This is a genomic window from Endozoicomonas acroporae, from assembly GCF_002864045.1.
In the GTDB taxonomy this organism is placed as follows: Bacteria; Pseudomonadota; Gammaproteobacteria; order Pseudomonadales; family Endozoicomonadaceae; genus Endozoicomonas; species Endozoicomonas acroporae.
Window position 1 is genome coordinate 63331 of record NZ_PJPV01000009.1, and the last position, 22382, is coordinate 85712.

The 22382-nt window shown below is 51.1% G+C and carries 19 protein-coding genes; 7 read left to right on the forward strand and 12 right to left on the reverse strand.

The features are described from left to right. Positions 1-83: 83 nt before the first annotated feature. The 3 genes from fur (at position 84) to CX664_RS01930 (ending at position 1487) form a co-directional block, all read left to right on the forward strand. Entirely contained in the window at positions 84-491 is a 408-nt protein-coding gene (fur, locus tag CX664_RS01920; RefSeq protein ID WP_219622117.1) for a ferric iron uptake transcriptional regulator, read from the forward strand. 291 nt (positions 492-782) lie between these two features. Beyond that, entirely contained in the window at positions 783-1079 is a 297-nt protein-coding gene (locus tag CX664_RS01925; protein ID WP_101745084.1) for a DUF2158 domain-containing protein, read from the forward strand. An 87-nt stretch (positions 1080-1166) separates the two neighbouring features. Next, the gene (locus tag CX664_RS01930) at positions 1167-1487 is read left to right on the forward strand and encodes a DUF2158 domain-containing protein (RefSeq protein ID WP_101745085.1); all 321 of its coding nucleotides are present in this window, start codon (positions 1167-1169) and stop codon (positions 1485-1487) included. Positions 1488-1550: 63 nt separating this feature from the next. Here CX664_RS01930 and recN read toward each other — a convergent pair whose 3' ends face one another. After that, the gene (gene recN / locus CX664_RS01935; protein ID WP_101745086.1) at positions 1551-3260 is read right to left on the reverse strand and encodes a DNA repair protein RecN; all 1710 of its coding nucleotides are present in this window, start codon (positions 3258-3260) and stop codon (positions 1551-1553) included. A 459-nt stretch (positions 3261-3719) separates the two neighbouring features. Between recN and grpE the strand changes: the two genes are divergently transcribed. The 3 genes from grpE to dnaJ all read left to right on the forward strand — a co-directional run bounded on the left by grpE (position 3720) and on the right by dnaJ (position 7779). Next, on the forward strand, positions 3720-4334 hold the full coding sequence (gene grpE, locus CX664_RS01940) for a nucleotide exchange factor GrpE (protein ID WP_101745087.1): 615 nt from the start codon (positions 3720-3722) through the stop codon (positions 4332-4334). A 205-nt stretch (positions 4335-4539) separates the two neighbouring features. Next, positions 4540-6471 carry a molecular chaperone DnaK gene (gene dnaK, locus CX664_RS01945; RefSeq protein ID WP_101745088.1) on the forward strand — a complete coding sequence of 644 codons (1932 nt, stop codon included), beginning with the start codon at positions 4540-4542 and terminating at the stop codon, positions 6469-6471. 165 nt (positions 6472-6636) lie between these two features. Beyond that, complete coding sequence (gene dnaJ / locus CX664_RS01950) at positions 6637-7779, forward strand: molecular chaperone DnaJ (RefSeq protein WP_101745089.1); 1143 nt, start codon at positions 6637-6639, stop codon at positions 7777-7779. A 76-nt stretch (positions 7780-7855) separates the two neighbouring features. Here dnaJ and CX664_RS01955 read toward each other — a convergent pair whose 3' ends face one another. The 8 genes from CX664_RS01955 to CX664_RS01990 all read right to left on the reverse strand — a co-directional run bounded on the left by CX664_RS01955 (position 7856) and on the right by CX664_RS01990 (position 15291). After that, a complete protein-coding gene (locus CX664_RS01955; RefSeq protein WP_163369613.1) occupies positions 7856-8137 on the reverse strand; it encodes an ankyrin repeat domain-containing protein in 282 nt (93 codons plus the stop codon). 734 nt (positions 8138-8871) lie between these two features. Then, positions 8872-9783, reverse strand: coding sequence for a glucosamine kinase nucleotide-binding domain-containing protein (locus tag CX664_RS01960; protein ID WP_244910613.1), 912 nt, complete (start codon positions 9781-9783; stop codon positions 8872-8874). A 6-nt stretch (positions 9784-9789) separates the two neighbouring features. Continuing rightward, positions 9790-10578, reverse strand: coding sequence for a chitin disaccharide deacetylase (gene chbG / locus CX664_RS01965; RefSeq protein WP_206679313.1), 789 nt, complete (start codon positions 10576-10578; stop codon positions 9790-9792). Between the two features lie 117 nt (positions 10579-10695). Next, complete coding sequence (locus tag CX664_RS01970) at positions 10696-12009, reverse strand: 6-phospho-beta-glucosidase (RefSeq protein WP_101745092.1); 1314 nt, start codon at positions 12007-12009, stop codon at positions 10696-10698. A 33-nt stretch (positions 12010-12042) separates the two neighbouring features. Next, positions 12043-13041 (reverse strand): LacI family DNA-binding transcriptional regulator, encoded by a 999-nt coding sequence (locus CX664_RS01975; RefSeq protein ID WP_101745093.1) that lies wholly within the window; start codon positions 13039-13041, stop codon positions 12043-12045. Positions 13042-13192: 151 nt separating this feature from the next. Further along, on the reverse strand, positions 13193-13504 hold the full coding sequence (locus CX664_RS01980; protein WP_101745094.1) for a PTS lactose/cellobiose transporter subunit IIA: 312 nt from the start codon (positions 13502-13504) through the stop codon (positions 13193-13195). Positions 13505-13569: 65 nt separating this feature from the next. Further along, entirely contained in the window at positions 13570-14901 is a 1332-nt protein-coding gene (locus tag CX664_RS01985; protein WP_101745095.1) for a PTS sugar transporter subunit IIC, read from the reverse strand. 75 nt (positions 14902-14976) lie between these two features. Further along, positions 14977-15291: a PTS sugar transporter subunit IIB gene (locus CX664_RS01990; protein WP_101745096.1), complete on the reverse strand. Its 315-nt coding sequence runs from the start codon at positions 15289-15291 to the stop codon at positions 14977-14979. Positions 15292-15949: 658 nt separating this feature from the next. Here CX664_RS01990 and CX664_RS01995 point away from each other — a divergent pair. Then, positions 15950-17062, forward strand: coding sequence for a porin (locus tag CX664_RS01995; RefSeq protein ID WP_244910614.1), 1113 nt, complete (start codon positions 15950-15952; stop codon positions 17060-17062). Between the two features lie 303 nt (positions 17063-17365). Here CX664_RS01995 and CX664_RS02000 read toward each other — a convergent pair whose 3' ends face one another. From CX664_RS02000 to CX664_RS02010, 3 genes are all read right to left on the reverse strand, one after another. Further along, positions 17366-18862, reverse strand: a complete 1497-nt coding sequence (locus tag CX664_RS02000; protein ID WP_101745168.1) for a CoA-acylating methylmalonate-semialdehyde dehydrogenase — start codon at positions 18860-18862, stop codon at positions 17366-17368. A 69-nt stretch (positions 18863-18931) separates the two neighbouring features. Next, entirely contained in the window at positions 18932-20092 is a 1161-nt protein-coding gene (locus CX664_RS02005) for an iron-containing alcohol dehydrogenase (protein WP_101745098.1), read from the reverse strand. 206 nt (positions 20093-20298) lie between these two features. Next, on the reverse strand, positions 20299-21951 hold the full coding sequence (locus CX664_RS02010; protein WP_219622115.1) for a BCCT family transporter: 1653 nt from the start codon (positions 21949-21951) through the stop codon (positions 20299-20301). Positions 21952-22382: the final 431 nt, after the last annotated feature.

Consider the following 22382-nt stretch of genomic DNA (forward strand, 5'->3'; position numbering starts at 1 on the left):
AGCCTGCTCGCAGAGCAAAATGAAAAAGCTGCACGAAAATGTGATAATAGCAGGATTATCTTGCAAAGGGTTAGGGAAACGTGTTGGAAAATCAAGAGTTACGCAAAGCAGGACTAAAAGTCACCCTGCCTCGTGTGAAGATTCTGCAGATCCTTGAAGGTGCCGAAGAGAAGCATATGTCGGCGGAAGATGTCTACAAGGCTCTGCTTGAAGCTGAAGAGGATGTGGGTTTGGCCACCGTCTACCGGGTATTGACCCAGTTTGAGAGTGCCGGTTTAGTGGTTCGCCATAACTTTGATGGCGGTCATTCCGTGTTTGAGCTCGCCCGCGGGGGGCACCATGATCATATGGTTTGCATGGAGAGCGGAGACGTTATCGAGTTTATTGACGAAGAAATCGAGAAACGTCAGTACGCTATTGCTGAAAAGCACGGCTTTGAAATTGTGGATCACAATCTGGTGATCTATGTACGTCCAAAGAAGAAAAAATAAGCAGCATTAAAGAAGAAAAAAACAAGAGTTAACCTCTAACCTGTGAGATCACTTGCCCCCTCAGCTTCTGCCGAGGGGGATTATTATTTTTTATTTTCTTCAATTGGTTAGTGAAATTGACCAGAACGGATAGATCAACATTCGTTCCGTAATCGATCCCTTGATTTTTGTGCCAAACCAAATGGTTAAACGTAACTCTCCAATCAAAAACTTCGTCAAGAGCAAAACGATGGAACTAACATAATAAAAAAATGTCTATAAAAGGACTTTCAATCAAAAGGAATCAAGCAAATGGAAATAAGAGCCAAAATCGGTCAACTTGTCCGCTTACGAGCCGGTGGTCCCGTACTGTGTGTTACGTGCGAATACCCTATGGCTGATGGATCTTATAGCTATACCTGCCAGTGGTTTGAAGATGACAGACTGAGAGATTACACCTTTCCAATCGTAGCCCTTGAACCTGTGGAAGGTGAGTTTGAAGCCAGTATTAAGGGTCAGCCCGGCACCGAAGTGGAAATAGAAGCAGAAGCAGATACAGAAGCGGAAGCAGAAACAGAAGAGGGCGATAAGGGTAAAAACTATCACTAATACTCATTCAAGAATAAACGATGGAACTAATATGATTAAACAATGTCTATTAAAAAAACTATCAAACTTGCATAAGGATTCAAAGATATGGAAATAAGAGCAAAAATTGGTCAACTCGTCCGCCTGAGAGCCGGTGGCCCGGTACTTTGCGTTACCTATGAATACCCGATGGAGGATGGTACTTATAGTTACTGCTGCGAGTGGTTCGAATATGAAAAACTCAGACATTCAACCTTTCCAATCGTAGCCCTTGAGCCTGTGGAAGGTGATTTTGAAATTGATATTGAGGTTCAGCTCGACCCTGAAGCAAAGACAAAGGCAGATGCAGAACCAGAACCAGAACCAGAATCAGAATCAGATAATGAAGCAGACAAAAAAGGTGGCAAACCAGGTAAAAATTTTCATTAACTCCGCCACATCCAAACCTGTGAGGTTGCTTTAATTCATTTAAAGCAACTTTATCGGAAGCATTTATACGGCTTGCACCTGAGCCTGAAACAGCATCTCCTGGGCATGACTTAATGTTGGTGCTGTCAGCTCAACGCCCCCCAGCATTCGGGCAATTTCGTGTATGCGATGTTCACCATCCAGCTCAAGAATACGGGTGCTGGACGCCTTACGACTGACTTTCTTACTGACGTGCAGATGCTGATGGGCCTGGGATGCCACCTGGGGCTGATGGGTAACACACAGCACCTGCCCTTTTTTACCCACTTCTCTCAACATACTGCCCACGATTTCTGCTGTGCCGCCACCAATACCGACATCCACCTCATCAAACACCAGCGTTGGCGTTGACGCGGTTTGCGCAATAATCACCTGAATGGCCAGACTGATACGGGAAAGCTCTCCACCGGAAGCCACTTTGGCCAGGGCGCGCGGAGGTTGCCCCGGGTTGGTGGTCACCAGGAACTCGATGGCTTCAAAGCCCTGAGAGGCAACCGTGCGATCAGGAATGTCTGTTAGCTCGACACAGAACTTACCTTTGGGCATACCCAGAAAGGCAATACGCTCAGACACCTGTTTTTCCAGTTTTCGTGCGGCAGCCCTGCGTCTGGCAGACAGTTTTTCGGCTAACTGATTGTGTTTTTTCTGCTGCTGTTCCAGGGACAGTTCCAGGTCGGCGACCTGTTCATCATGACACTGAACTTTTTCCAGCTCTTCGCTGATCTGCTGTTGTTTTTCCAGCAACGCTTCCGGCTGGATACGGTGTTTGCGAGCCAGATCAAAAATAGCACTGAGCCGGTCTTCGATTTCCCGGGCCCTTTGCGGATCGGCATCAAAGTGATCAATAAAATGATTCAGCTCGCCAACCGCTTCCTCCACCTGAATCTGCGCGGATGACAGCATCTCCAGAGAGTTATTGATGGCGGCATGCTCAACCTGCAGTTCACTGAGGCGGTGCAGACAGAAAGAGAGCTGCTGCAGCAAATTATCACCATCGTCACTGGTACAAACCCGGGTGATTTGATGGCAGGCCGATAAGGTTGCACCTGCCTGGGATTGCTGGCGATGCTCCTGCTCCAACTGCTCAACCTCCCCAGGCTGAAGGTTTAACTGCTCCAACTCATGCAACTGATAACTCAGCAATTGAACCCGCTCTTCCCGGTCCTGCTGATCGGACAATAAAGTATGCAATTGCGCACTGGTCTGGCGGTAATCAGCGGCCATATCCGCTACTTCCCGGGACAGCGCCAGCGAGCCGGAAAACTCATCCAGCAGCTCAGCGTGATTGCTCTTTTTCAACAATGATTGGTGGGCATGCTGACTGTGAATATCGATTAACAGCTCCCCCAGCCCCTTCAACTCGGCAAGTGTGACCGGGATACCATTGATATAGCCCCGGGAGCGACCTTCACGGGTAACCACCCGGCGCAGGATACATTCGTTCGCCGAGGATTCGGAACCGCCAGCATGCTCGCCGTCATAATCTCGCTCCTGCAACCACTCTCTTGCGGCAGGTATGCGCTGAAGGTCAAAGCAGGCGCGGATATCGGCCCGATCAGCGCCATCACGCACACAGTCGCTGCCCGCCCGGCCTCCCAGGGCCAGCCCGAGGGCATCCAGCATAATGGATTTACCGGCACCGGTTTCCCCGGTGATGGCGGTCATCCCGGGATTGATGTCCAGGTTAAGGTGGTCAACGATGGCATAGTTGCTGATGGAAATTTGGTTCAGCATGGCAGCTCTCACGATCCCAATTGCATATCGGGTTACTGTTTATTTATACAGTAAACTTAAAACCCGAATTGGTAAAGCAAATTTCCCCTTGAATAAGCTGCCATGAACCCCATATTAGGCTATCACTTAATACTTACTTTTGCCCCGGGGCCCTAGGAGGCTGTCCGAGAATAGCGCCCGTCTAGGCGACCCCGTAGCGAGGATGGCAGAAAATTGAGGATAAAAATTTCGTTTTGTGAGGTGAATAGCGGGGCTATTTGCCGAACAAAACGGAATTTTTAGACCAATTTGCTGCCACCGCACGACTGCATGGATGCAGGAGCTAGAGCAACGCAGGAGCAGTTGCCGGTAGGGCAGTCTATTCTCGGACAGCCTCCTACGGAAGCACCACGGCCCATAACACGAAGACACGTTCCAGCCAGCACTTCAGGCTGGATTGACATCCGGAGAAACGTTGGAATGACTGTAGAAAACACCAAAGCAGAAGATCAGGCCGAGCAACCTGAAGCCAACGAAACTGAAATTTCTGCTGACGCTGAAGCAGCCGTTGACCCGATTCTGGAAGAAGCGGCTGATTCAGAAGATCAGGCCGAAGAGCAGGCCAGCGACGATAGCGCCAGACGCATTGAAGAGCTCGAAGAGCAACTTGCCCAGGCTAAAGACCAGGCGCTGCGCGCTCATGCCGAAGCCATGAACACCAAGCGCCGCGCCGAGCAGGACGTCGAAAAAGCGCACAAATTTGCCCTGGAGAAGTTCGTCAACGAACTGATCCCTGTGGTCGAGAGCCTGGAAAAAGGCATTGAAAGCGCAGAACAGGGTGAAGGTCAGCACGAGACCATGCTCGAAGGCATGCGCCTGACCCACAAACAGCTGCTGGATGCCCTGGCAAAATTCAGTGTTGAGCAGGTTAACCCTGAAGGCCAGCCGTTCGACCCGAACTTCCATCAGGCCATCTCCATGGTGCCCAACCCGGATATGGAACCCAACACCGTGATGAATGTCTTCCAGAAAGGCTACACACTGCACGGTCGAGTTATCCGCCCGGCCATGGTGGTGGTTTCCAAAGCGGCTTAACCAAAGAGGGGCTCCGGGAGGCTGATCGAGAATCTTGCAAGAGCCCCTTGAAAAAGCAAAGACCGCTCCCATATAGCAAACCAAGATCGTGGTAATCACCACCTAAACGCTGTTTCACCAGACTCAACATCGGTTGAAAGCATTGGGCAGCGAACAAAGATTTCAAAGTTTTCCGCCCTGATTATGGGCAATGGAGAGACTCAAAATGAGTAAAGGCAGAATTATTGGTATTGACCTGGGTACCACCAACTCCTGTGTGGCGATCCTGGACGGCGATAAATCCAAAGTCATCGAAAACGCCGAAGGCGCACGTACTACGCCTTCCATCATCGCCTACACCGACGACGGAGAGATTCTGGTAGGCCAGCCAGCCAAGCGCCAGGCGGTTACCAACCCTGACAATACCCTGTTTGCCATCAAGCGTCTGATCGGCCGTCGCTTCAAAGATGACGTTGTTCAGAAAGACATCAAGATGGTGCCGTACAAAATTGTCGAAGCAGAAAACGGCGATGCATGGGTTGAGGTTAAGGGCGACAAGAAAGCACCACCACAGATTTCTGCCGAAATCCTGAAGAAGATGAAGAAAACCGCTGAAGACTACCTGGGCGAGCCAGTGACTGAAGCGGTTATTACTGTTCCTGCCTACTTCAACGATTCCCAGCGTCAGGCTACCAAAGACGCAGGCCGTATCGCGGGTCTGGAGGTTAAGCGGATCATCAACGAGCCAACCGCTGCGGCGCTGGCTTACGGCATGGACAAGAAAAAAGGCGACCAGACCATCGCCGTTTATGACCTGGGTGGCGGTACTTTCGACGTATCCATCATCGAGATCGCTGACGTAGACGGCGAGCACCAGTTTGAAGTACTGGCCACCAACGGTGACACCTTCCTGGGTGGTGAAGACTTCGACCTGCGCCTGATCGAATACCTTGCCGACGAATTCAAGAAAGACCAGGGCATCGACCTGAAAGGCGACCCACTGGCCATGCAGCGTCTGAAAGAAGCCGCTGAGAAAGCCAAGATTGAACTGTCTTCTACTCAGCAGACAGACGTCAACCTGCCTTACATCACAGCCGATGCCACCGGTCCCAAGCACCTGAACGTTAAAGTCAGTCGTGCCAAGCTGGAATCCCTGGTAGAAGACCTGGTTGCCCGTTCCCTGGAGCCATGCCGCATCGCGGTCAAGGACTCTGACCTGGACCTGTCTGACATCGACGAAGTTATCCTGGTGGGTGGTCAGACCCGTATGCCACTGGTTCAACAAAAAGTGGCCGAGTTCTTTGGTAAAGAGCCTCGCAAGGACGTTAACCCTGACGAAGCGGTGGCCATGGGTGCTTCCATCCAGGCTGCGGTTCTGGCCGGTGACGTTAAAGACGTTCTGCTGCTGGACGTTACTCCGCTGACCCTGGGCATCGAAACCATGGGCGGCGTAATGACGCCACTGATCGAAAAGAACACCACCATCCCGACCAAAAAGTCCCAGGTGTTCTCTACGGCCGACGACAACCAGGGTGCAGTCACCATTCACGTTCTGCAAGGTGAGCGCAAGCAGTCGACTCACAACAAGTCCCTGGGCCGTTTTGACTTGACAGACATTCCACCAGCACCTCGCGGCATGCCACAGATCGAAGTCAGCTTCGACCTGGATGCCAACGGTATTCTGAATGTTTCTGCAAAAGACAAGGCAACTGGCAAAGAACAGTCTATTGTGATCAAGGCATCTTCCGGTCTGTCGGACGAAGAGATCGATCAAATGGTCAAGGATGCTGAAGCCAACGCAGCAGACGACAAGAAGTTCGAAGAGCTGGCGGCGGCCCGTAACCAGGCTGACAGTCTGGCGCACGCTACCCGCAAGACGCTGGAAGAAGCCGGTGACAAGGCCACTGAAGAAGAGAAGGCGGCCATCACCAAGGCGATCGAAGACGTTGAAGCTGCGGTCAAAGGTGACGATAAGGAAGAAATCGAAGCCAAGACCAAGGCACTGTCTGAAGCCTCTGCCGGTCTGGCCCAGAAGATGTATGCTGAAGCTCAGCAGCAGGGTGAAGCCCAGGCTGATGCCGGTGCCGGGCAAAAGGCTGAAGCAGCTGATGACGCCGTTGACGCTGAGTTTGAAGAAGTAAAGGATGACAAGAAGTAAGACCAACTCGATCATCAATGACTGATGATAAGGTCACAACGCGGGATTCATTCCCGCGTTGTCGTATATATCAAAATGATGGCTTTGTCAGACTTGACCATGAATCCAGTTAGCTCTGTGTTTTCATGCTCGACTGGTGAATGCAGGTAGCTCAGGGTTTTTCTGATGTCAAAACGCGACTACTACGAAGTGCTGGGTGTAGAAAGGAGCGCTTCAGACAAGGACATAAAAAAGGCCTATCGTCGTATGGCCATGAAATATCACCCCGACCGTAACCCGGGTGATAAAGCAGCGGAAGATAGCTTCAAGGAAATCAACGAAGCCTTTGAAATTCTTTCCGACAGCCAGAAAAAAGCGGCCTACGATCAGTACGGCCACGCCGGTGTCGATCCGAACATGGGTGGCATGGGCGGTGCCGGCGGTTTTGCCGGTGGTAATTTCGGCGATATCTTCGGCGATGTCTTTGGTGACATTTTCGGTGCTGGCGGTGGCCGCAGTCGCAGTTCCGTCCAGCGTGGTGCCGATCTCCGCTATCAACTGGAACTCAGCCTCGAAGAAGCCGTTCGCGGCGTTACCAAGAAAATCCGTATTCCAACACTGGTGAGCTGTACCGGGTGTGATGGTTCCGGCGCAAAAAAAGGCACTCAGCCTGTCAGCTGTACAACCTGTGGTGGTATTGGTCAGGTGCGTATGCAGCAGGGCTTTTTCTCTGTGCAGCAAACCTGCCCTGACTGTCGCGGCACAGGCAAGATGATCAAGGATCCCTGTAACGTCTGCCACGGTGAAGGCCGCGTTCAGGAATACAAGACCCTCTCCGTCAAGATTCCTCCCGGTGTTGATACCGGCGACCGTATTCGTCTGGCCGGTGAAGGCGAAGCGGGTGTTAATGGTGGACCAGCCGGAGACCTTTACGTTCAGGTCAGTGTTGCTGATCATCCGATCTTCCAGCGTGACGGCAAACACCTCTACTGCGAAGTACCCATCACATTTGTGGATGCAGCACTGGGCGGTGAACTGGAAGTCCCCACCCTGGAAGGCCGGGTGAAGCTGAAGATTCCAGCGGAAACCCAGACGGGTAAACTGTTCCGTCTGCGTGGCAAGGGTGTTGTCCCGGTCCGTGGTGGCAGTGCCGGAGATCTGATGTGCCGGGTTGTGGTTGAGACTCCGGTAAAACTGACCGAACGCCAGAAAGAGCTGCTCAGGGAACTGGATGAAACCTTCAAAAAAGAAGGTGCCGGTCACCAGTCACCTAAAAAGCAATCCTTCTTTGATGGCGTCAAGAAGTTCTTTGACGATATGACTTCCTGATTCACCCCCTCAAAGAGGCCTCTGTTATCAGGGGCTTCAATTAAATGGTTGCGTTACTGCTGTTTTTGCGTGATTTTTAGCATTGTCTTACTGTGTTTTTTCGGACATGAGGACCGGTGGTTCTCTTCTTGAGCTTTGCAGCGTAGGCAATCAGGGCATCAACGGCTGCCTGCTGACCCTTCTCGGTTGCATATTTGAGGGGCGTAAACCCGTTTTTGGTTCGAGCATCGACGTCCGCTTCTCTGGCAATCAGTTCATAAATGGCATCCGGCTGGCCTTTCTCGGCTGCAAAGTGGAGGGGGCGTCCTACCGTCTTTGGTTCGAGAGTTGACGTTCGCACTTCTGGCAATAAGAGCACCAATGGTTTTCTGCAGGCCTTGAGCAGCTGTGTAGTGGAGAGGTACCCCGGTATCGGCAATAAAACAAGGATTACGACGACACAATGGACAAAATGGTTTTTTACTTATATTCAGCCATTTCTTAATACACGATGTAAGTTGTTCACAGCCAAACTTAAGAGGTTTTTTATCTATGGGCCGGTAAAATTTTTTTGTCAGGTGGATTGATGGCAAATCGGGTAGGGCCCTGGCAGCCTGTACAGAACTTGATTCAGCTACATCCCCTGCTGTATTACATGTTCTGTGAGTAATGGGATTGTTGGTATCACTCTCCCTTTGAGAAACTTTATTATCAATATTATCAATTTTCGGTTTTTTGTTTTCCTGGTGGGGGATTATAAGTGATTGTTGAAACATCACCATTATTTACACTGTGCATAGTCTGAATCATGATTTTGAAAAAAAACACAAGACCCATTTCGTTAAATGGTTCTTGGCCTTTTGTTTTAATTCTGACCTTTTTTCTAAAATTAAGTTCCCAGAAATGGCGTACTAGGAGGCTGACCGAGAATAGCGCCCGTAGCGAGGATGGCAGAAAATTGAGGATAAAAAGTCGGAAATTTTTAGTGAATAGTGGTTCTATTTGCTAAAAATTTCCGACTTTTTAGACCAATTTGCTGCCACCGCAGTAGGGCAGTCTATTCTCGGTCAGCCTCCTAGAGTATTCGACTTCCCGATGGAAGCCGAACGTTTTTCAGAAGAGTTTCATAGCCATCAACAGTGCACCGTGCATGGCATCACCCTGTGGCAGGGTGGCAATGGCAGCGACATCTTCCGGCAGCCAGTGCATAACGAGCTCACTCAGCCCTCCAACCAATGCGCACTGGTTAGCGCCACGCTGATAAAGTACCCGGATCATCATGGCGGCATCTTCAGCGCTTTCCCGAATTAACTGTTCCGCCAGTTGATCGCCCTTGCCTAAATGTTCAATCACCAGCGGTCCATAGGATCCGTAGTCTCTGGGGAGTGCGCTGTCCTGCCAGGCAACGGCCTGTTCAGGACTGTGGTCAAACGTTGCCATGATGGCCCGGCTTAACGGTGTCTGTTCTTTCATGCCTTCGTGGGCCAGCAGGGAGTAACGAATCGCCGCAAGGCCCAGGCTGGCACCACTGCCATGATCCGAGATTGGAAAGCCCCAGCCGCCCAGGGTTTTCACTTCACCATCAATCAGGCTGGCACCACAGGAGCCAGTGCCCAGGATCAGGATCGCTCCATCCCGGCCATTAAAGGCGCCCATGCAGGCGGCATAGGCGTCGGTTTCCAGGAAAATGCCGGCAAACGGAAAGCCCCAACCCAGAACCAGATCACGCTCTTTCTGCTGATTGACACCGGCCAGGCCAAGACCGGCATACATACGTCCGAAGTCGTTCTCTTTCAGGCCCGCTTGAGCCATCGCTGCACGGGTGGCCTGCATGATGGCGTTGCAGGCTGAATCAAGCCCGGTCCGGGGGTTTGCGCTGCCTGAGAACCCTTCCCCCAGGATATTGCCGTCAAGATCGGCGATACGTGCCCGGCATGAAGTGCCACCGCCGTCTACCCCCAGAAAGAGTGGCTGTTTGTGGTCAGTTTTTTTTACTGCGCTTTTCGTCAAGAGTTCGGATGCCATATTTGCTTAATCCTGCAGGCAACTGTAATCGGAGATGGTAACACCCATACCGGCCAGGGCTTCAGGCAGTGATGGATCGGTCAGAATGGCCAGCTCACGGGCTCTGGCGGTTGCATAACCGCTGGCTTCCCGCAGAGGTTCATCGATCAGTGCCGGATGTGCCATCAGTTCCAGCACCTGTACTCTGCCCAGATATTGGCGAACGATTTCGAGGAGGTTTTCACCGGTCAGGCTGTCACCGTAAAACTTGTCCGAAAAGCCCAGGCTTTTGCCCCGGTATTGGGTCATTTCATTTTCAGGGCGAAGTGGAACCTTGTACTCTTCAGCCAACTTTCTGGCGATAGGGGCAACCAATATGTGGCGATGGCAGTGGTGGTGACCATCCATATGGCTGAGTTCAACACCAAGGCTTAAGAATTGCTCAATCTGTGCACGCAGCTCACGCTCGATTTCTTCCGGGTTCATGGACTGATTGTCCCAAAACCGTGTCTGATTCTGTAAATGACCGGTCTGGTCAAGCAGGGTAGGAACATGGTCGGCCATGGGTGTGCCTGCGGTCAGACGCAGATGGATACCCACTTTCAATCCCGGATTGAGTCTGGCCAGTTCAGCTCCATGGCGCTCGGCAGGCATGCCCACCATTAAGGTGGTGGAGCGGACAATACCTTGTTGAAAAGCTTCGATGATGCCCAGGTTGACACCCCGGGTCAGGCCGAAATCATCGGCATTGACGATCAGTTTCATAGGGCGTTGGAGATTAATCTCCCCCTCAGAGATATGGGAATTTTGAACCACAAAGGTATAAAGAAGCGTTGCCCGCTATCCGCAGCCCGGCTCCCGAAACAGCCAGGATTGTGTGCTTTTTCGGACAGCGGGCGGCGGAACGCGTTTTCCTTGCGGTTCCCAAACAGATTAAACGAGGTCGGCAAATTGTGGCAGGTAATCGCGGTTCTCGGCGATAATATCGTCAAGAATCTTCTTACCGGTGGCCAGATCCGGAACCAGCGGGTTCAGTGCCATGGCCATCAGAGCCTTGTCGTAATCGCCGTAAACAGCGGCATCAATAGCCAGAGTCTCATAAGCCTTGACCTGCTGGAGCAAGCCGTTCAGATGGGTAGGCATAGTACCAAAAGATATAGCGTGAGCACCGTCGGCATCCACCATGGCATTGATTTCTACCACCGCATCGTCTGGCAGGCCATTGATGGCACCATTGTTACGGGTATTAACGACATTCATCGTTTTTTTGTTGTTCCAGATGGCATCCACCAGATCCAGAGAAACTTCTGAATAGTAAGCGCCGCCACGTTTTTCCAGCTGGCTTGGCTTATGGTCCAGATCAGGATCAGCGTACAGTTCAAACAGCTCTTCTTCGGTTTTCATCACCTGTTCTGCACGGGTACCACCAGACTCTGCTGCTTTCAGTTCATCCGCCAACATCGCCTCTTTCAGATAAAAGTAACGGTGATAAGGGCAGGGAACCACACCAAGGGCCTTCAGGAAGGACTGATCCCATGGCTCTTCAGTAATGTTGTTCATGTTCAGGCTGGCGCCATCACCCAGCAGTTTGAGGACTTCCCGGGTTTTGTCTGCACCGGCAACGGAAACCTTGTGAACCCACACCATATGGTTCAGACCGGCAAAATCCAGGGAAGCCTCTTCCGGCTTAACACCCAGCATGCGGGCAATAGAGTAGTGCATATTGATGGGGACGTTACACAGACCCATCACTTTTACCCGGGTGTGCTTGATAACGGCTTCGGTTACCATGCCGGCCGGGTTGGTAAAGTTGATCAGCCAGGCGTTTGGGGCAACTTCTTCAATATCACGACAGATGTCGAGAATAACAGGGATAGTGCGCAGTGCTTTGGCAAAACCTCCAGGCCCGGTGGTTTCCTGGCCGATAACATTGTATCTCAGGGGGATACGTTCATCGCGGGCACGGGCTGCCAGGCCACCCACACGGAACTGGGACATGACGAACTGGGCGTCTTTGATGCCTTCACGACGGTTCAGCGTTGCCCATACTTTAATATCAAGGTCGGCTTTTTCGATCATGCGCCTGGTCAGATCAGCGATAATGTTCACTTTGTGTTCGCCGTCTTCAACATCAACCAGGCAGATTTCTGTAACAGGCAGCTCACGGATACGGCGGATAATGCCGTCAACCAGCTCCGGTGTGTAGCTACTGCCACCGCCAATAATCGTCAGCTTAAGATTTTTCATGCTATTTTCCTGAGATCCTTCGCCCTTAAATGGTTACTTAAGAGTACGGACGGACTCTCTTGGTCGTAATTCCGGTTTAAATGTTTCCAGTGCCGACAACGGTTGGTGATTCATCAGGCCTGAAAGCGCTTCTGATGCCCGGGCCGCCATCTCTTTGATGGGAAAGTGCACTGTTGTTACTGCTGGCCTTAACATGGTGCAGATGCTGACGCTGTCAAAGCTGACCATGGATATATCGCCAGGAACGGTCATGCTGCGTTCTCTGAACAGGTCAAATGCACCGACACACATCTCTTCACTACAGGAATACACGGCAGTGATATCCGGGTGTTTTGCCAGTATTTCTGCCATGGCGTGATAACCCCCTGTCCGGTCATAATCCGCTTCAGCCACCAGTGATTCATCCAGTTCGATGTGGTGTTCACGCAGTGCCTGCTCATAACCCCGGAAGCGCAACTGCGCAGTCAGGCGCTCCCGTGGGCCTGCCAGACAGGCAATTTTGCGATGGCCATGCGCTATCAGATGGTTAACGGCCAGCTTACCGGCTTCTGCGTGCTCAAAGGCAACGCAGCGGTCTTCCAGACCCACAACCTGACGGTCCAGGATGATGAACGGTGTTGCTTCCCCGGCCAGCTCAATTAGTTCTTCGTCGTATAGATTACGGGCATGGAGAATAAGGCCATCACAGCGCATATCCTTCAATCGCTGGATTGCCAGTTGCTCACTTTCCCGTGAGCGTTTACCGCGGCTGACCAGCAGGAATTTTTCCTGCTGGTCCATCGCTTCCTGAACTTCAGCCATCAGCTCGGAGAAAAAGGAGCCCCGGTAGGAGGTAACGACCAGTCCAACGGTGTTGGAAGAAGAGGTTGCCAGCGAGCGAGCAAGAGGGTTCGGGCGGTAATTCAGCTTTTTCATCGCCTTATGTACGCGCTCTCTGGTCGTTTCCTTAATCTGGCCTGTCTCATTGAGAACCCGGGATACCGTTGCCCTGGAAACCCCTGCCAGTTCAGCTACGTCCTTTATGCTCGCCATTGCCTTCTCCTGAATCCGATCTGATTTCGCCGGGCTTTTCGTGAAAATACCTTGTTGGGTACTTTTTTTGCTATGGGCATCTTTTCGCTATGAGCATTCTGAATGCCGAAAAACAACTTAGAAAAATGGCTGCGTTCAGTCGTTTAAAAAATTATTGGTTGTCCAGTCGCTGATACAGACGAATCATCTCTTCTACCATATCCTGTGCCAGCATGGAGTTCATCAGGTGATCCTGGGCATGAACCAGCAGCAGGTTAACGGGTACTTTGCCTTCGCCATTGTCGGCAGCGATCAGGGCAGTCTGCATTTTATGGGCCAGTCTGCCAGCTTCGCGGGAATCGGCAAGGGATTTTTCCGCTTTGACATAATCGCCACAGCGGGCGTGGGCCAGGGCTTCAAGGGCCTGACTTTTGGCTTCGCCGGATTTAACGATCAATTCCATTACAACGTTGTCGACGTTCATGGGAAGTCTCCTGAAAATAAGGGGGTAATACACCCACCGGACTCAGCCGGTGGGAAGGAAAGGTGTTACGCGATGGCTGGGTTACCGGCGGTTTCAGTCTTGGTGGCACCTGTGGCTGTGGCCTGTTCCTGGGCCATCACCTGCTTCTCGTAGGCCTTGAAGAATGGGTAGTAGATCATGAGGTCAATCACCATCAGTACCGCAGTCAGGATAGAAGCCTTGAAGGCCCAGCCAGCACCCCAGGCGGCACCGATCAGGGCCGGAGCAGTCCATGGCGTTACCGCGATGGCTTTGTCAACAATGCCCGTGTTAACGGCAACGTAAGCGATGATGGCGTTCACCACCGGAGCCATCACAAATGGAATGAACAGGGTTGGGTTCATGACCACCGGGGCACCGAACATAACCGGTTCGTTGATCTGGAATGCGCCAGGCAGGAAGCTCATACGGCCAACGCTGCGCAGGTGAGCGGTTTTACTAAAGCTCATCAGGATAACCAGAGACAGAGTTGCACCGGCACCACCGATAAAGATATAGAAGTCCCAGAAAGGCTGAGTGAACAGGTTAGGTATGGTTTCACCGGCAGCGTAGGCAGCAGCATTGGCGCTAATATTAGCCAGGAATATAGGCGACAGAATACCTACAACAATGTTGGCACCGTGAATACCCGCGAACCACAGCAGCTGGCAGAGCAGCAGTGCGCCAATGATGGCTGGCAGACTGTTGGAGGCGCTGACCAGTGGCTTGAAGATGGTCATTACCGCATCGGGAATCTGCATATCAAAGCCAGACTGTACAAACAGGCTCAGTGGGTACAGCGTTACGAAAATCGCCAGCACCGGAACCAGCAGAGCGAAGGACGCAGCAATGGCTGGCGGTACCTGCTCAGGCATGCGAATAGTAATGTTGTACTTCTTCAGAATGCGGGTCAGTTCTACGGAGAAGTAGGCAACCAGCAGTGCGGTGAAGATACCGGTACCGGCAAAGTGGTTCAGTGGCAGAGCCCAGCCTTTTTCAGGGGCAGCCACCAGCAGGAATGACATGGCCGACAGGGCTGCGGCACCAATGGCGTCCATCTGGTAGGATTTGGCCAGAGAGTAGGCAACACCCATGGTGATGAACAGGGACATGATGCCCATACTCATGGTCCAGGGCATGACGATGGTCGGGCGATGGGCAGCGACGAAGTCCAGCCAGGCACGGCCAAAAGCGTTGGTGGTATCGGCAGCAAACGGAGGGTTGGCAAAAATCAGGATGAAACTGCCCACAATAATGAAGGGCATGGCCACCAGAAAGCCATCACGCAGTGCGGTAATATGACGTTGAGCACCCAGCTTGCCGGCTATTGGCCCCAGCTTCTGCTCTACAAATTGTATGAGTTGGTCGTACAGTTTCATGGTTAATCCCCATTCTCTTAAAAAAAGAGCCCTGAATGAGCGCCTTCTGTGTTGCAACCGTCGTTGTTATTGTTGTTATGCAGTTTCTTCCAGCAGGGCAAGTGCCTGATCAAGAACCTGTTCACCCTTCATCATGCCGTAGGCCATTGGGTCAATAGCTTCTACACGCTTGTGCAGTTTTGCCGCATGAGCCTGAAAGTCGGCCAGCTTGAACTTTATCTGTGGGCCAAGAAGACAAACGTCGTAAGACTCGATGGCTTGTTCAAAATTGGCCATACCAACGGCATCGATCTTTACTTCAAGGCCACGATCCACCGCGGCCTGTTCCATTTTCTTAACCAGCATGCTGGTTGACATACCTGCGCTGCAGCATAGAAAAATCTTTTTCATCACAGTGACTCCGCTATTCAATTCCAAGACAGGTCAGTTTTGTTGGTCCAGTACAGTAATTCCGTTTGCTCTTGTTAAGAGCCTGGTCAAAGTGACCATGAACTGAACGGGAAACCGTATGTGGAAGTTTTCATTACGTTGACAATGAAATCACAGAAGTAATCATGACGCAACCGGTTTCTGTAACCGGTTACATTGGTGCTTTTCAGGCAGTTTCTGGCTTGCTGTATATGGCTGAAGCTATTGGGATTTCGGGGTGTGCAAGTGATTCGGTGAGCAGGTGAGCAGCCTTACCGGGCAGAAAATTCGCTCCTGGAGATTTGCAATGGTGGTTTAACGGTTGGTTTCTATGATGTAAATCAATTTTTTGCTTTGTGTTTTTTTAGTGTGATGTGAAAAGTCATGAAAAGTTGATTTATGACAAAAATGTCAAGAAAAGGTTGAAACCGGTTGCGGAAACCGGTTACATTTTTTTTGCGAAAAGATAAACTGACAAGCGTTTACAAATGTCACCGTTTCTTGACGACAGGGTTGCCTGGGTTGAAGCGGGTCGTTGAACAGGGCGAAGACCTTAAAAACGACGGACGACAATAAACAGAAAGTGCTGTCTTTCTAAAAAAGCAGAAAACACACCAGGAGTTAATGGGGATTAATGGCGATGTTTAAGAAAACAGTTATTGCAAGTTCTGTACTGGCTGCGCTGGCTTCTACGGTTGCGGTTGCGGAAAACCATGGTGAAGATAAATATGGTTACGATGTGTACGGTGTTATTGCTGTTCAGGTTGCTAATCGTGACTACGAAAACGCCAAAGCCAATGATGGTATCCAAGTGAACAATGAGAGCCGGATTGGGTTACGTGGTTATGCAAACTTTGACGGCCTGCCATCTCACACCAAGTTCATCTGGCAGATTGAGAGTGGTTATGTTGATGAGTCTTTTGCCGGAGAAAACGGTGGCGAAGGCTATCTGGGCAAGCGTGATACCTTTGTCGGTCTTGACAGCACTGAGTTCGGTCTGATTCGTGCCGGTCGTGTACTGACTCCTTTATATGAAGTTGTAGACTGGCCTGCTTCTAACCCGGGGCTAGGTGATATTTATGACTGGGGTGGCATTATTGGTGGTAATAACTTCAATGACCGTCAGTCAGATACTGTCCGTTGGGACTCTAAAGAGCTGTGGTCAGGCTTTACTCTTGATCTCGCAGCAGGTGCTGGACAGGATCGTGCCGGAGCTACTGGAAGTGAAAAAGGAGGGAGTAACTATTACCATGGTGCAGCTGCCCATCAGAACTTTAAATATGGCGAAGGTAACTGGGTGCAGTTCGATCTGGCTTATGAGATGAACTACGACACTCAAGATGGGACTACTTCAACAACTTTCTGGGATAATACAACTTATTTAGTGGGAGTTCAGGGTGGCCATGGTCCAGTTGGTTATTTTGCCCAGTATCGAGTAGCTGAAGCCGATAACAATGTTGGTGCTGATGAAGAGCAGAACTCTTATTCTGTTGGCTTGATGTATAACTTTGGTGCTGATCATAAATGGCAGGCTAAAGTGGGCTATGCCGGGAATGAGGATCTGGAAGTTAAAGGAGTTAAACAGCAGAATACCAGTGATGATGTGTGGTCAACTCAACTGCTGTATAAGATTGACTCTAATGCGGTAGTTTATGGCCGTTATCGTGACGTAGATGCAGGCGAAACCTTTGGTGGCCGCTGGAAAACTGACAGCTTCAAAGAAGCATCCGTTGGTGTTGAATACTGGTTCTGATTCAAGTCATCCGGCTCTTCCCTGATGGTGCCGGAGCTTGATTTTTAACCATTTAAATGAGTGAGACCTCCCTGTAATTGTTGTTCTGTGCGTTCTTTCCGGGCTTTATATGCCCGGTTTTTTTTTGCGTCGTCCCCACGTGGAGCTTGGGAACGAGGAGGGGGAAAGCCGATGCCAATAAAATCTAAACGACTTAAGTTGTCTACCGCCGAAAGGAGTGGCTCTTTCGGGTCAGTTTTTTACAGCACTTTTCGTTAAGAGTGCCGATGCCATATTTGCTTTATTCTGCAGGCTTGCTATCAATTATTTCATTATCGGCATCGAGAATTGAGCACCTTCGCGGATACCGGCAGAAGGCCAGCGTTGAGTAATGGTCTTGCGCCTGGTGTAAAAACGCACGGAGTCAGGGCCGTAGGCGTGCAAGTCACCAAACAGCGAGCGCTTCCAGCCACCAAAGCTGTGGTAAGCAACGGGTACTGGTAGCGGTATGTTAATGCCGACCATGCCCACCTGGATGTGATCAGAAAAGTAACGGGCTGCCTCGCCGTCGCGGGTAAAAATACAGGTACCGTTGCCGTATTCGTGGGCATCGATCAAGTCCATCGCTTCTTGCATGGTGTTAACGCGGACAACTTGCAGTACCGGACCAAAGATTTCTTCCTGGTAGCTGGTCATTTCCGGTGTTACCCGGTCAATCAGGGTGCCGCCAACAAAGAAGCCATCGGGGTAGCCATCGACGTTCGGGGTGCGGCCATCAACGACGATGCTTGCCCCCTGGCTTTCGGCATGACTGATGTAGCTGACCACCTTGTCGCGATGAGCACCGGTAATAACCGGGCCAAAGTCGTTGCTGCTATCGGTGCAGGCACCAACTTTCAGGCCTTTCATGGCTTCAGCCATTTTTGCCACTAATGCATCGGCGGCCTGATCGCCAACCGCTACTACCACGGATAGCGCCATACAGCGCTGACCAGAGGAGCCAAAGGCGGCACCGAGTAACTGGTTTACGGCGTTATCCATATCGGCATCTGGCATCACAATGGCGTGGTTTTTGGCAGCGCCAAGCGCCTGGCATCGCTTGCCATTGTTATTGGCGGTTTGGTAGATGTATTCGGCAATGGGGGTTGAGCCAACAAAACTGACCGCTGTAATACGCGCGTCGTTTAGTAAAGTGTCCACCGCAACTTTATCACCGTTCACCACATTCAGAACGCCGTCAGGTAATCCCGCCTGCTTTAATAGTTCAGCGATCAGCATGGTGGCACCGGGATCACGCTCAGACGGTTTTAGAACAAAGCAGTTGCCACAGGCAATGGCCATTGGGAACATCCACAGTGGCACCATAACCGGGAAGTTAAACGGGGTGATACCCGCGACCACGCCCAGTGGCTGAAATTCACTCCAGGCGTCGATATTCGGGCCAACGTTTTTGCTGTGTTCACCTTTCAATAATTCAGGGATACCACAGGCGTATTCGACATTTTCAATACCGCGTTGTAATTCACCCGCAGCGTCGTGTGAAATTTTGCCGTGCTCCTGACCAATAAGCTGGCAAATTTTTTCGGCGTTTTGTTCCAGTAATTCTTTGAACTTGAACATGACACGGGCGCGTTTTATTGCCGGGGTATTGCGCCATGCTGGATAAGCGGCTTCAGCCTTGGTGATCGCTTCTTCAACGGTAGCGACGGAAGCCAGCGCGACTTGTTTTTCTGCCTGGCCTGTTGCGGGGTTATACACTGCCTGGGTGCGTTCATTATCGTAGACCATTTCACCGTTGATAAAATGACCAATGGTATTCATGGATGTCCTCCCGGGGCTGATATTTTTAGCACTCAGGCACAGTTGATTCATGAGTGCTTGAGCATTGTGCTAATCCCATAGTGCCTGGTACATGCTTACGAGTTCTTCTGCGCTTGGTACTCTTGGGTTATTGCCCGGTGAGCCTGAGGCCAGGGCTTGTTCTGCCATTGTCGGGCAAACGGAGAAAAACTCCTTTTTATCGATACCGAATTGCTCAGGCGTTGGTACGGATAACTCTTCATTGAGGGCTTTGAGTTCCGTTAATAATTTTTTATTGGCTTGCTGGTCACTGTCCTGTGGCGCAGCGATGCCCATAGCCCGGGCACAATCCGCGTAGCGCCCGGGGGCGGCAGGAATGGAATATTCCGTGACATCCGGTAATAACATGGCATTCGATAAACCGTGCGGCACGTGGAAAAAAGCGCCAATAGGACGGCTCATGCCGTGTACCAGGGCAACCGATGCGTTGGAGAAGGCGACACCTGCCAGGGTCGAGCCCAGCATCATGAGTTCCCGGGCCTGTTGATCTTCACCGTTTTGGTAAACCTTGCGCAGGTTTGGCGCAATCAGTTTCATCGCGGCAATGGCCTGCGTATCGCTGTAAACATTGGCTTTTTTACTGACGTAAGCTTCTATGGCGTGGGTCAGGGCATCAATACCGGTATCTGCGGTGGTTCGGGCTGGTACACTGATGGTCAGCGTGTAGTCCACCAGTGCGGCAACGGGCATAAAGCCGGTGCCAATACAGAGCATTTTTTCGTCGTTGGTCTCGTCAGTAATAATGGTGACACGGGTTGCTTCTGAGCCGGTACCGGCGGTGGTTGGAATCGCAATCAGGGGGACGCCGGGTTCGTTGACAATACGCGGGAAGCGGTAATCTTTCATGTCACCGCCGTATTGAGCGAGCATTGCAATGGCTTTGGCGCTATCGATTGAACTGCCACCTCCTAAAGCAATCATGCCGTCATAATCGCCTGCCCTGGCCATTTCCACCCCGGCTTGAATGGAGGCAACGGTGGGCTCGGGCACGGTGTCTGAGAAAACATCAAACGTTATATGTTGCTGTTCCAGTACTTTTGTGATGTTAGCGACATAGCCTAATTTAACCATCATGTTATCAGTGACAATCAGGGCGCGGGAGCAGCCCATGCTGGCTAAAATATCAGCGACTGCCAAACTCGCATGTTCACCAACTTGCAGAATACGCGGCAGAATGATCTGTGAAGACATGTGGTTTTCCTTATTCGTCAGGACAGTCTATTCACTGGCAAGCGTTGATATCCATGCCGCTCACACCGAGCGTCCTTTGGATCCGCTCAGGATGCACGGACGAAGGGCGTAAACACCATACCCTGAATAAAGACTGTGCCAATCACCCTTCGACTCCGCTCAGGGTGAACGGAGATTGTACACATCAAACTCATCGAAATGATGCGCTAAACATTTTGATTAGTCGCCAGGCACTCCGCTGTTTCCTGCTTACTGCGCTTGAGCGCATAGCTTTGACCGTATTCCGGTGGCAGTGGAGTATCACCAGGGGTGACTGAGTATGGCATGTCAATATTGGGTTCCTCGCGAAAAGCCTTATACAAGCCCCAGGTAGTAAGCGCCAGCACAATTGAATAGGGCAGTGCCGCAACAATAGAGGCGGTTTGTAACGCTTTCAAGCCTCCGGCAATTAATAATACACCGGCAACCGCACCAATAAGTAAGCCCCAGAACATCCGCAACTTGGGTGGAGGTTTTTGTTCTCCCATAGACACCAACGTACAAATAACCAGGGTTGCCGAGTCAGCAGAAGTGATAAAGTAAGTCACCAGCATGACTATGCAGATAATGGCACCGATTCCTACAACAACCGTACCCAGGTCCATTAACTCCATGGTGACAAACAAAGCCGTGGTAATGTCTTTATTAATGGCCTCTGTGACCCCGCCTGAACCAAAGAGTTCAATAAAAATAGCCGTATTACCAAACGCGGTGATCCAAAAGGTTGCCAGTAACGTTGGTGCGGTCAAGACTCCCAGAATAAACTCTTTGACGGTACGGCCTTTAGAGATACGGGCAATAAAAATGCCGACAAAGGGTGCCCAGGCGATCCACCAGCCCCAATAAAACAGGGTCCAACAACTTTGCCATTGGCTTTTGGGATCCGGGTCAACCCAAAAACCGAGCCCGACGGCATGTGTCATGTAATCACCCAGGTTAGTGACAAAGGCTCCCAGTAAATAAGCAGTTGGCCCCAGAACAATAAAGAAGGTGAGCATTAATGCGGTAAGGCGCATGTTTAATTCGCTGACTTTTTTCAGGCCTTTGTCCAGGCCTCTTAACGTTGAGAGCGTTGCCAATCCGGTAATGAGCGCAATAATGATCACTTGGTTGGCCGGGCTGATATTGATACCAGACAGGTAGCTAATACCTGCGTTCATCTGCTGTGCGCCAAGTCCCAACGAGGTGGCGATACCAAATACAGTACCGAAAACCGCCAGCAAGTCCGCCATGTGACCAATCGGGCCGTATATTTTGTTGCCAAAGGTCGGGTACAAGCCAGAACGGATCGATAATGGCAAGCCTTTGCGGTAGGTGAAATAAGCTAATGCCATACCCGTAATCGCAAATAGTGCCCAACCGTGTAAGCCCCAGTGAAAGATACTGACGCGCATCGCTACCTGTGCGGCTGCCACGGTTTTTGCCTGGCCTTCGGCAATAAAAGGATTGCTTTGCAAGTGGTAAATTGGCTCGGCAATACTCCAGAACAGGATGCCGATACCAATACCCGCACTGAACAGCATCGAGAACCAGGAAAAGAAGCCGTATTCGGGTTTGTCGTGGTCATGGCCTAACTTAATGCGGCCAAAGCGACTGAACGCTGTGTATATGGCCAGGAGTAAAAAGAAGCTCATCAGGAGAGTGTAATACCAGGCCAGACTTGTGGCGATAAAGCGCTTGGCGGCTTCATAGAGACTATTAGCGTATGCCGGGGCAATGATCGTGAAAAGGACAAAGGCGACAATGACTATCGCCGAGCCTCTGCTCATCACGGGATGGGTATTGGCGAAAATACCGGTTCCTGACTTTGGGCTGTTCATAGTATCGCTCCGCTCGGTAAACCTGGACGCACGGGTAAGTACTCAAAAACGCCTGCACTGACTGGCGCAAGGGTTATTGTGCAGGGGGAAGGTCGGGTCATCCGGAACACTGAGCCGTTCTTTCCTGACTGCTTTTGAATGGTCTTAACCTTAATTTCCATCGCCTGATCGGAGCTGGGCTCCCGACCGTAACGGGTGGGTCCCTCGGGAATGTCTTCATGCGCGATCACCTCTTCTGCACAAACAGGAGGGCATGGTGGTTGGGAGCGTTATCGAGTCGTTCAATCCGGGCCTGTTGCCGGGCAACCGCTCATGCAGCTGAATATTCTGGTCCTGCCGTTGAGCAATATACTCAGGCAGGCTGGATGGTAAGTCTTCGGGAAGTGATATAAACATAGAGGTCAGGTTAGACGACAGAAAGTAATATTTCC

Excerpts from the sequence above, each read along its gene's own strand:
- grpE (WP_101745087.1), top strand. The coding sequence starts at position 3,720 with ATGACTGTAGAAAACACCAAAGCAGAAGATCAGGCCGAGCAACCTGAA.
- dnaK (WP_101745088.1), top strand. The coding sequence starts at position 4,540 with ATGAGTAAAGGCAGAATTATTGGTATTGACCTGGGTACCACCAACTCC.
- recN (WP_101745086.1), bottom strand. The coding sequence starts at position 3,260 with ATGCTGAACCAAATTTCCATCAGCAACTATGCCATCGTTGACCACCTT.
- CX664_RS01970 (WP_101745092.1), bottom strand. The coding sequence starts at position 12,009 with ATGAAAAATCTTAAGCTGACGATTATTGGCGGTGGCAGTAGCTACACA.
- dnaJ (WP_101745089.1), top strand. The coding sequence starts at position 6,637 with ATGTCAAAACGCGACTACTACGAAGTGCTGGGTGTAGAAAGGAGCGCT.
- CX664_RS01925 (WP_101745084.1), top strand. The coding sequence starts at position 783 with ATGGAAATAAGAGCCAAAATCGGTCAACTTGTCCGCTTACGAGCCGGT.
- CX664_RS01975 (WP_101745093.1), bottom strand. The coding sequence starts at position 13,041 with ATGGCGAGCATAAAGGACGTAGCTGAACTGGCAGGGGTTTCCAGGGCA.
- CX664_RS02010 (WP_219622115.1), bottom strand. The coding sequence starts at position 21,951 with ATGAACAGCCCAAAGTCAGGAACCGGTATTTTCGCCAATACCCATCCC.
- CX664_RS02000 (WP_101745168.1), bottom strand. The coding sequence starts at position 18,862 with ATGAATACCATTGGTCATTTTATCAACGGTGAAATGGTCTACGATAAT.
- CX664_RS01930 (WP_101745085.1), top strand. The coding sequence starts at position 1,167 with ATGGAAATAAGAGCAAAAATTGGTCAACTCGTCCGCCTGAGAGCCGGT.
- CX664_RS01995 (WP_244910614.1), top strand. The coding sequence starts at position 15,950 with ATGTTTAAGAAAACAGTTATTGCAAGTTCTGTACTGGCTGCGCTGGCT.
- CX664_RS01980 (WP_101745094.1), bottom strand. The coding sequence starts at position 13,504 with ATGAACGTCGACAACGTTGTAATGGAATTGATCGTTAAATCCGGCGAA.
- CX664_RS01985 (WP_101745095.1), bottom strand. The coding sequence starts at position 14,901 with ATGAAACTGTACGACCAACTCATACAATTTGTAGAGCAGAAGCTGGGG.
- CX664_RS01990 (WP_101745096.1), bottom strand. The coding sequence starts at position 15,291 with ATGAAAAAGATTTTTCTATGCTGCAGCGCAGGTATGTCAACCAGCATG.
- CX664_RS01960 (WP_244910613.1), bottom strand. The coding sequence starts at position 9,783 with ATGGCATCCGAACTCTTGACGAAAAGCGCAGTAAAAAAAACTGACCAC.
- CX664_RS02005 (WP_101745098.1), bottom strand. The coding sequence starts at position 20,092 with ATGTCTTCACAGATCATTCTGCCGCGTATTCTGCAAGTTGGTGAACAT.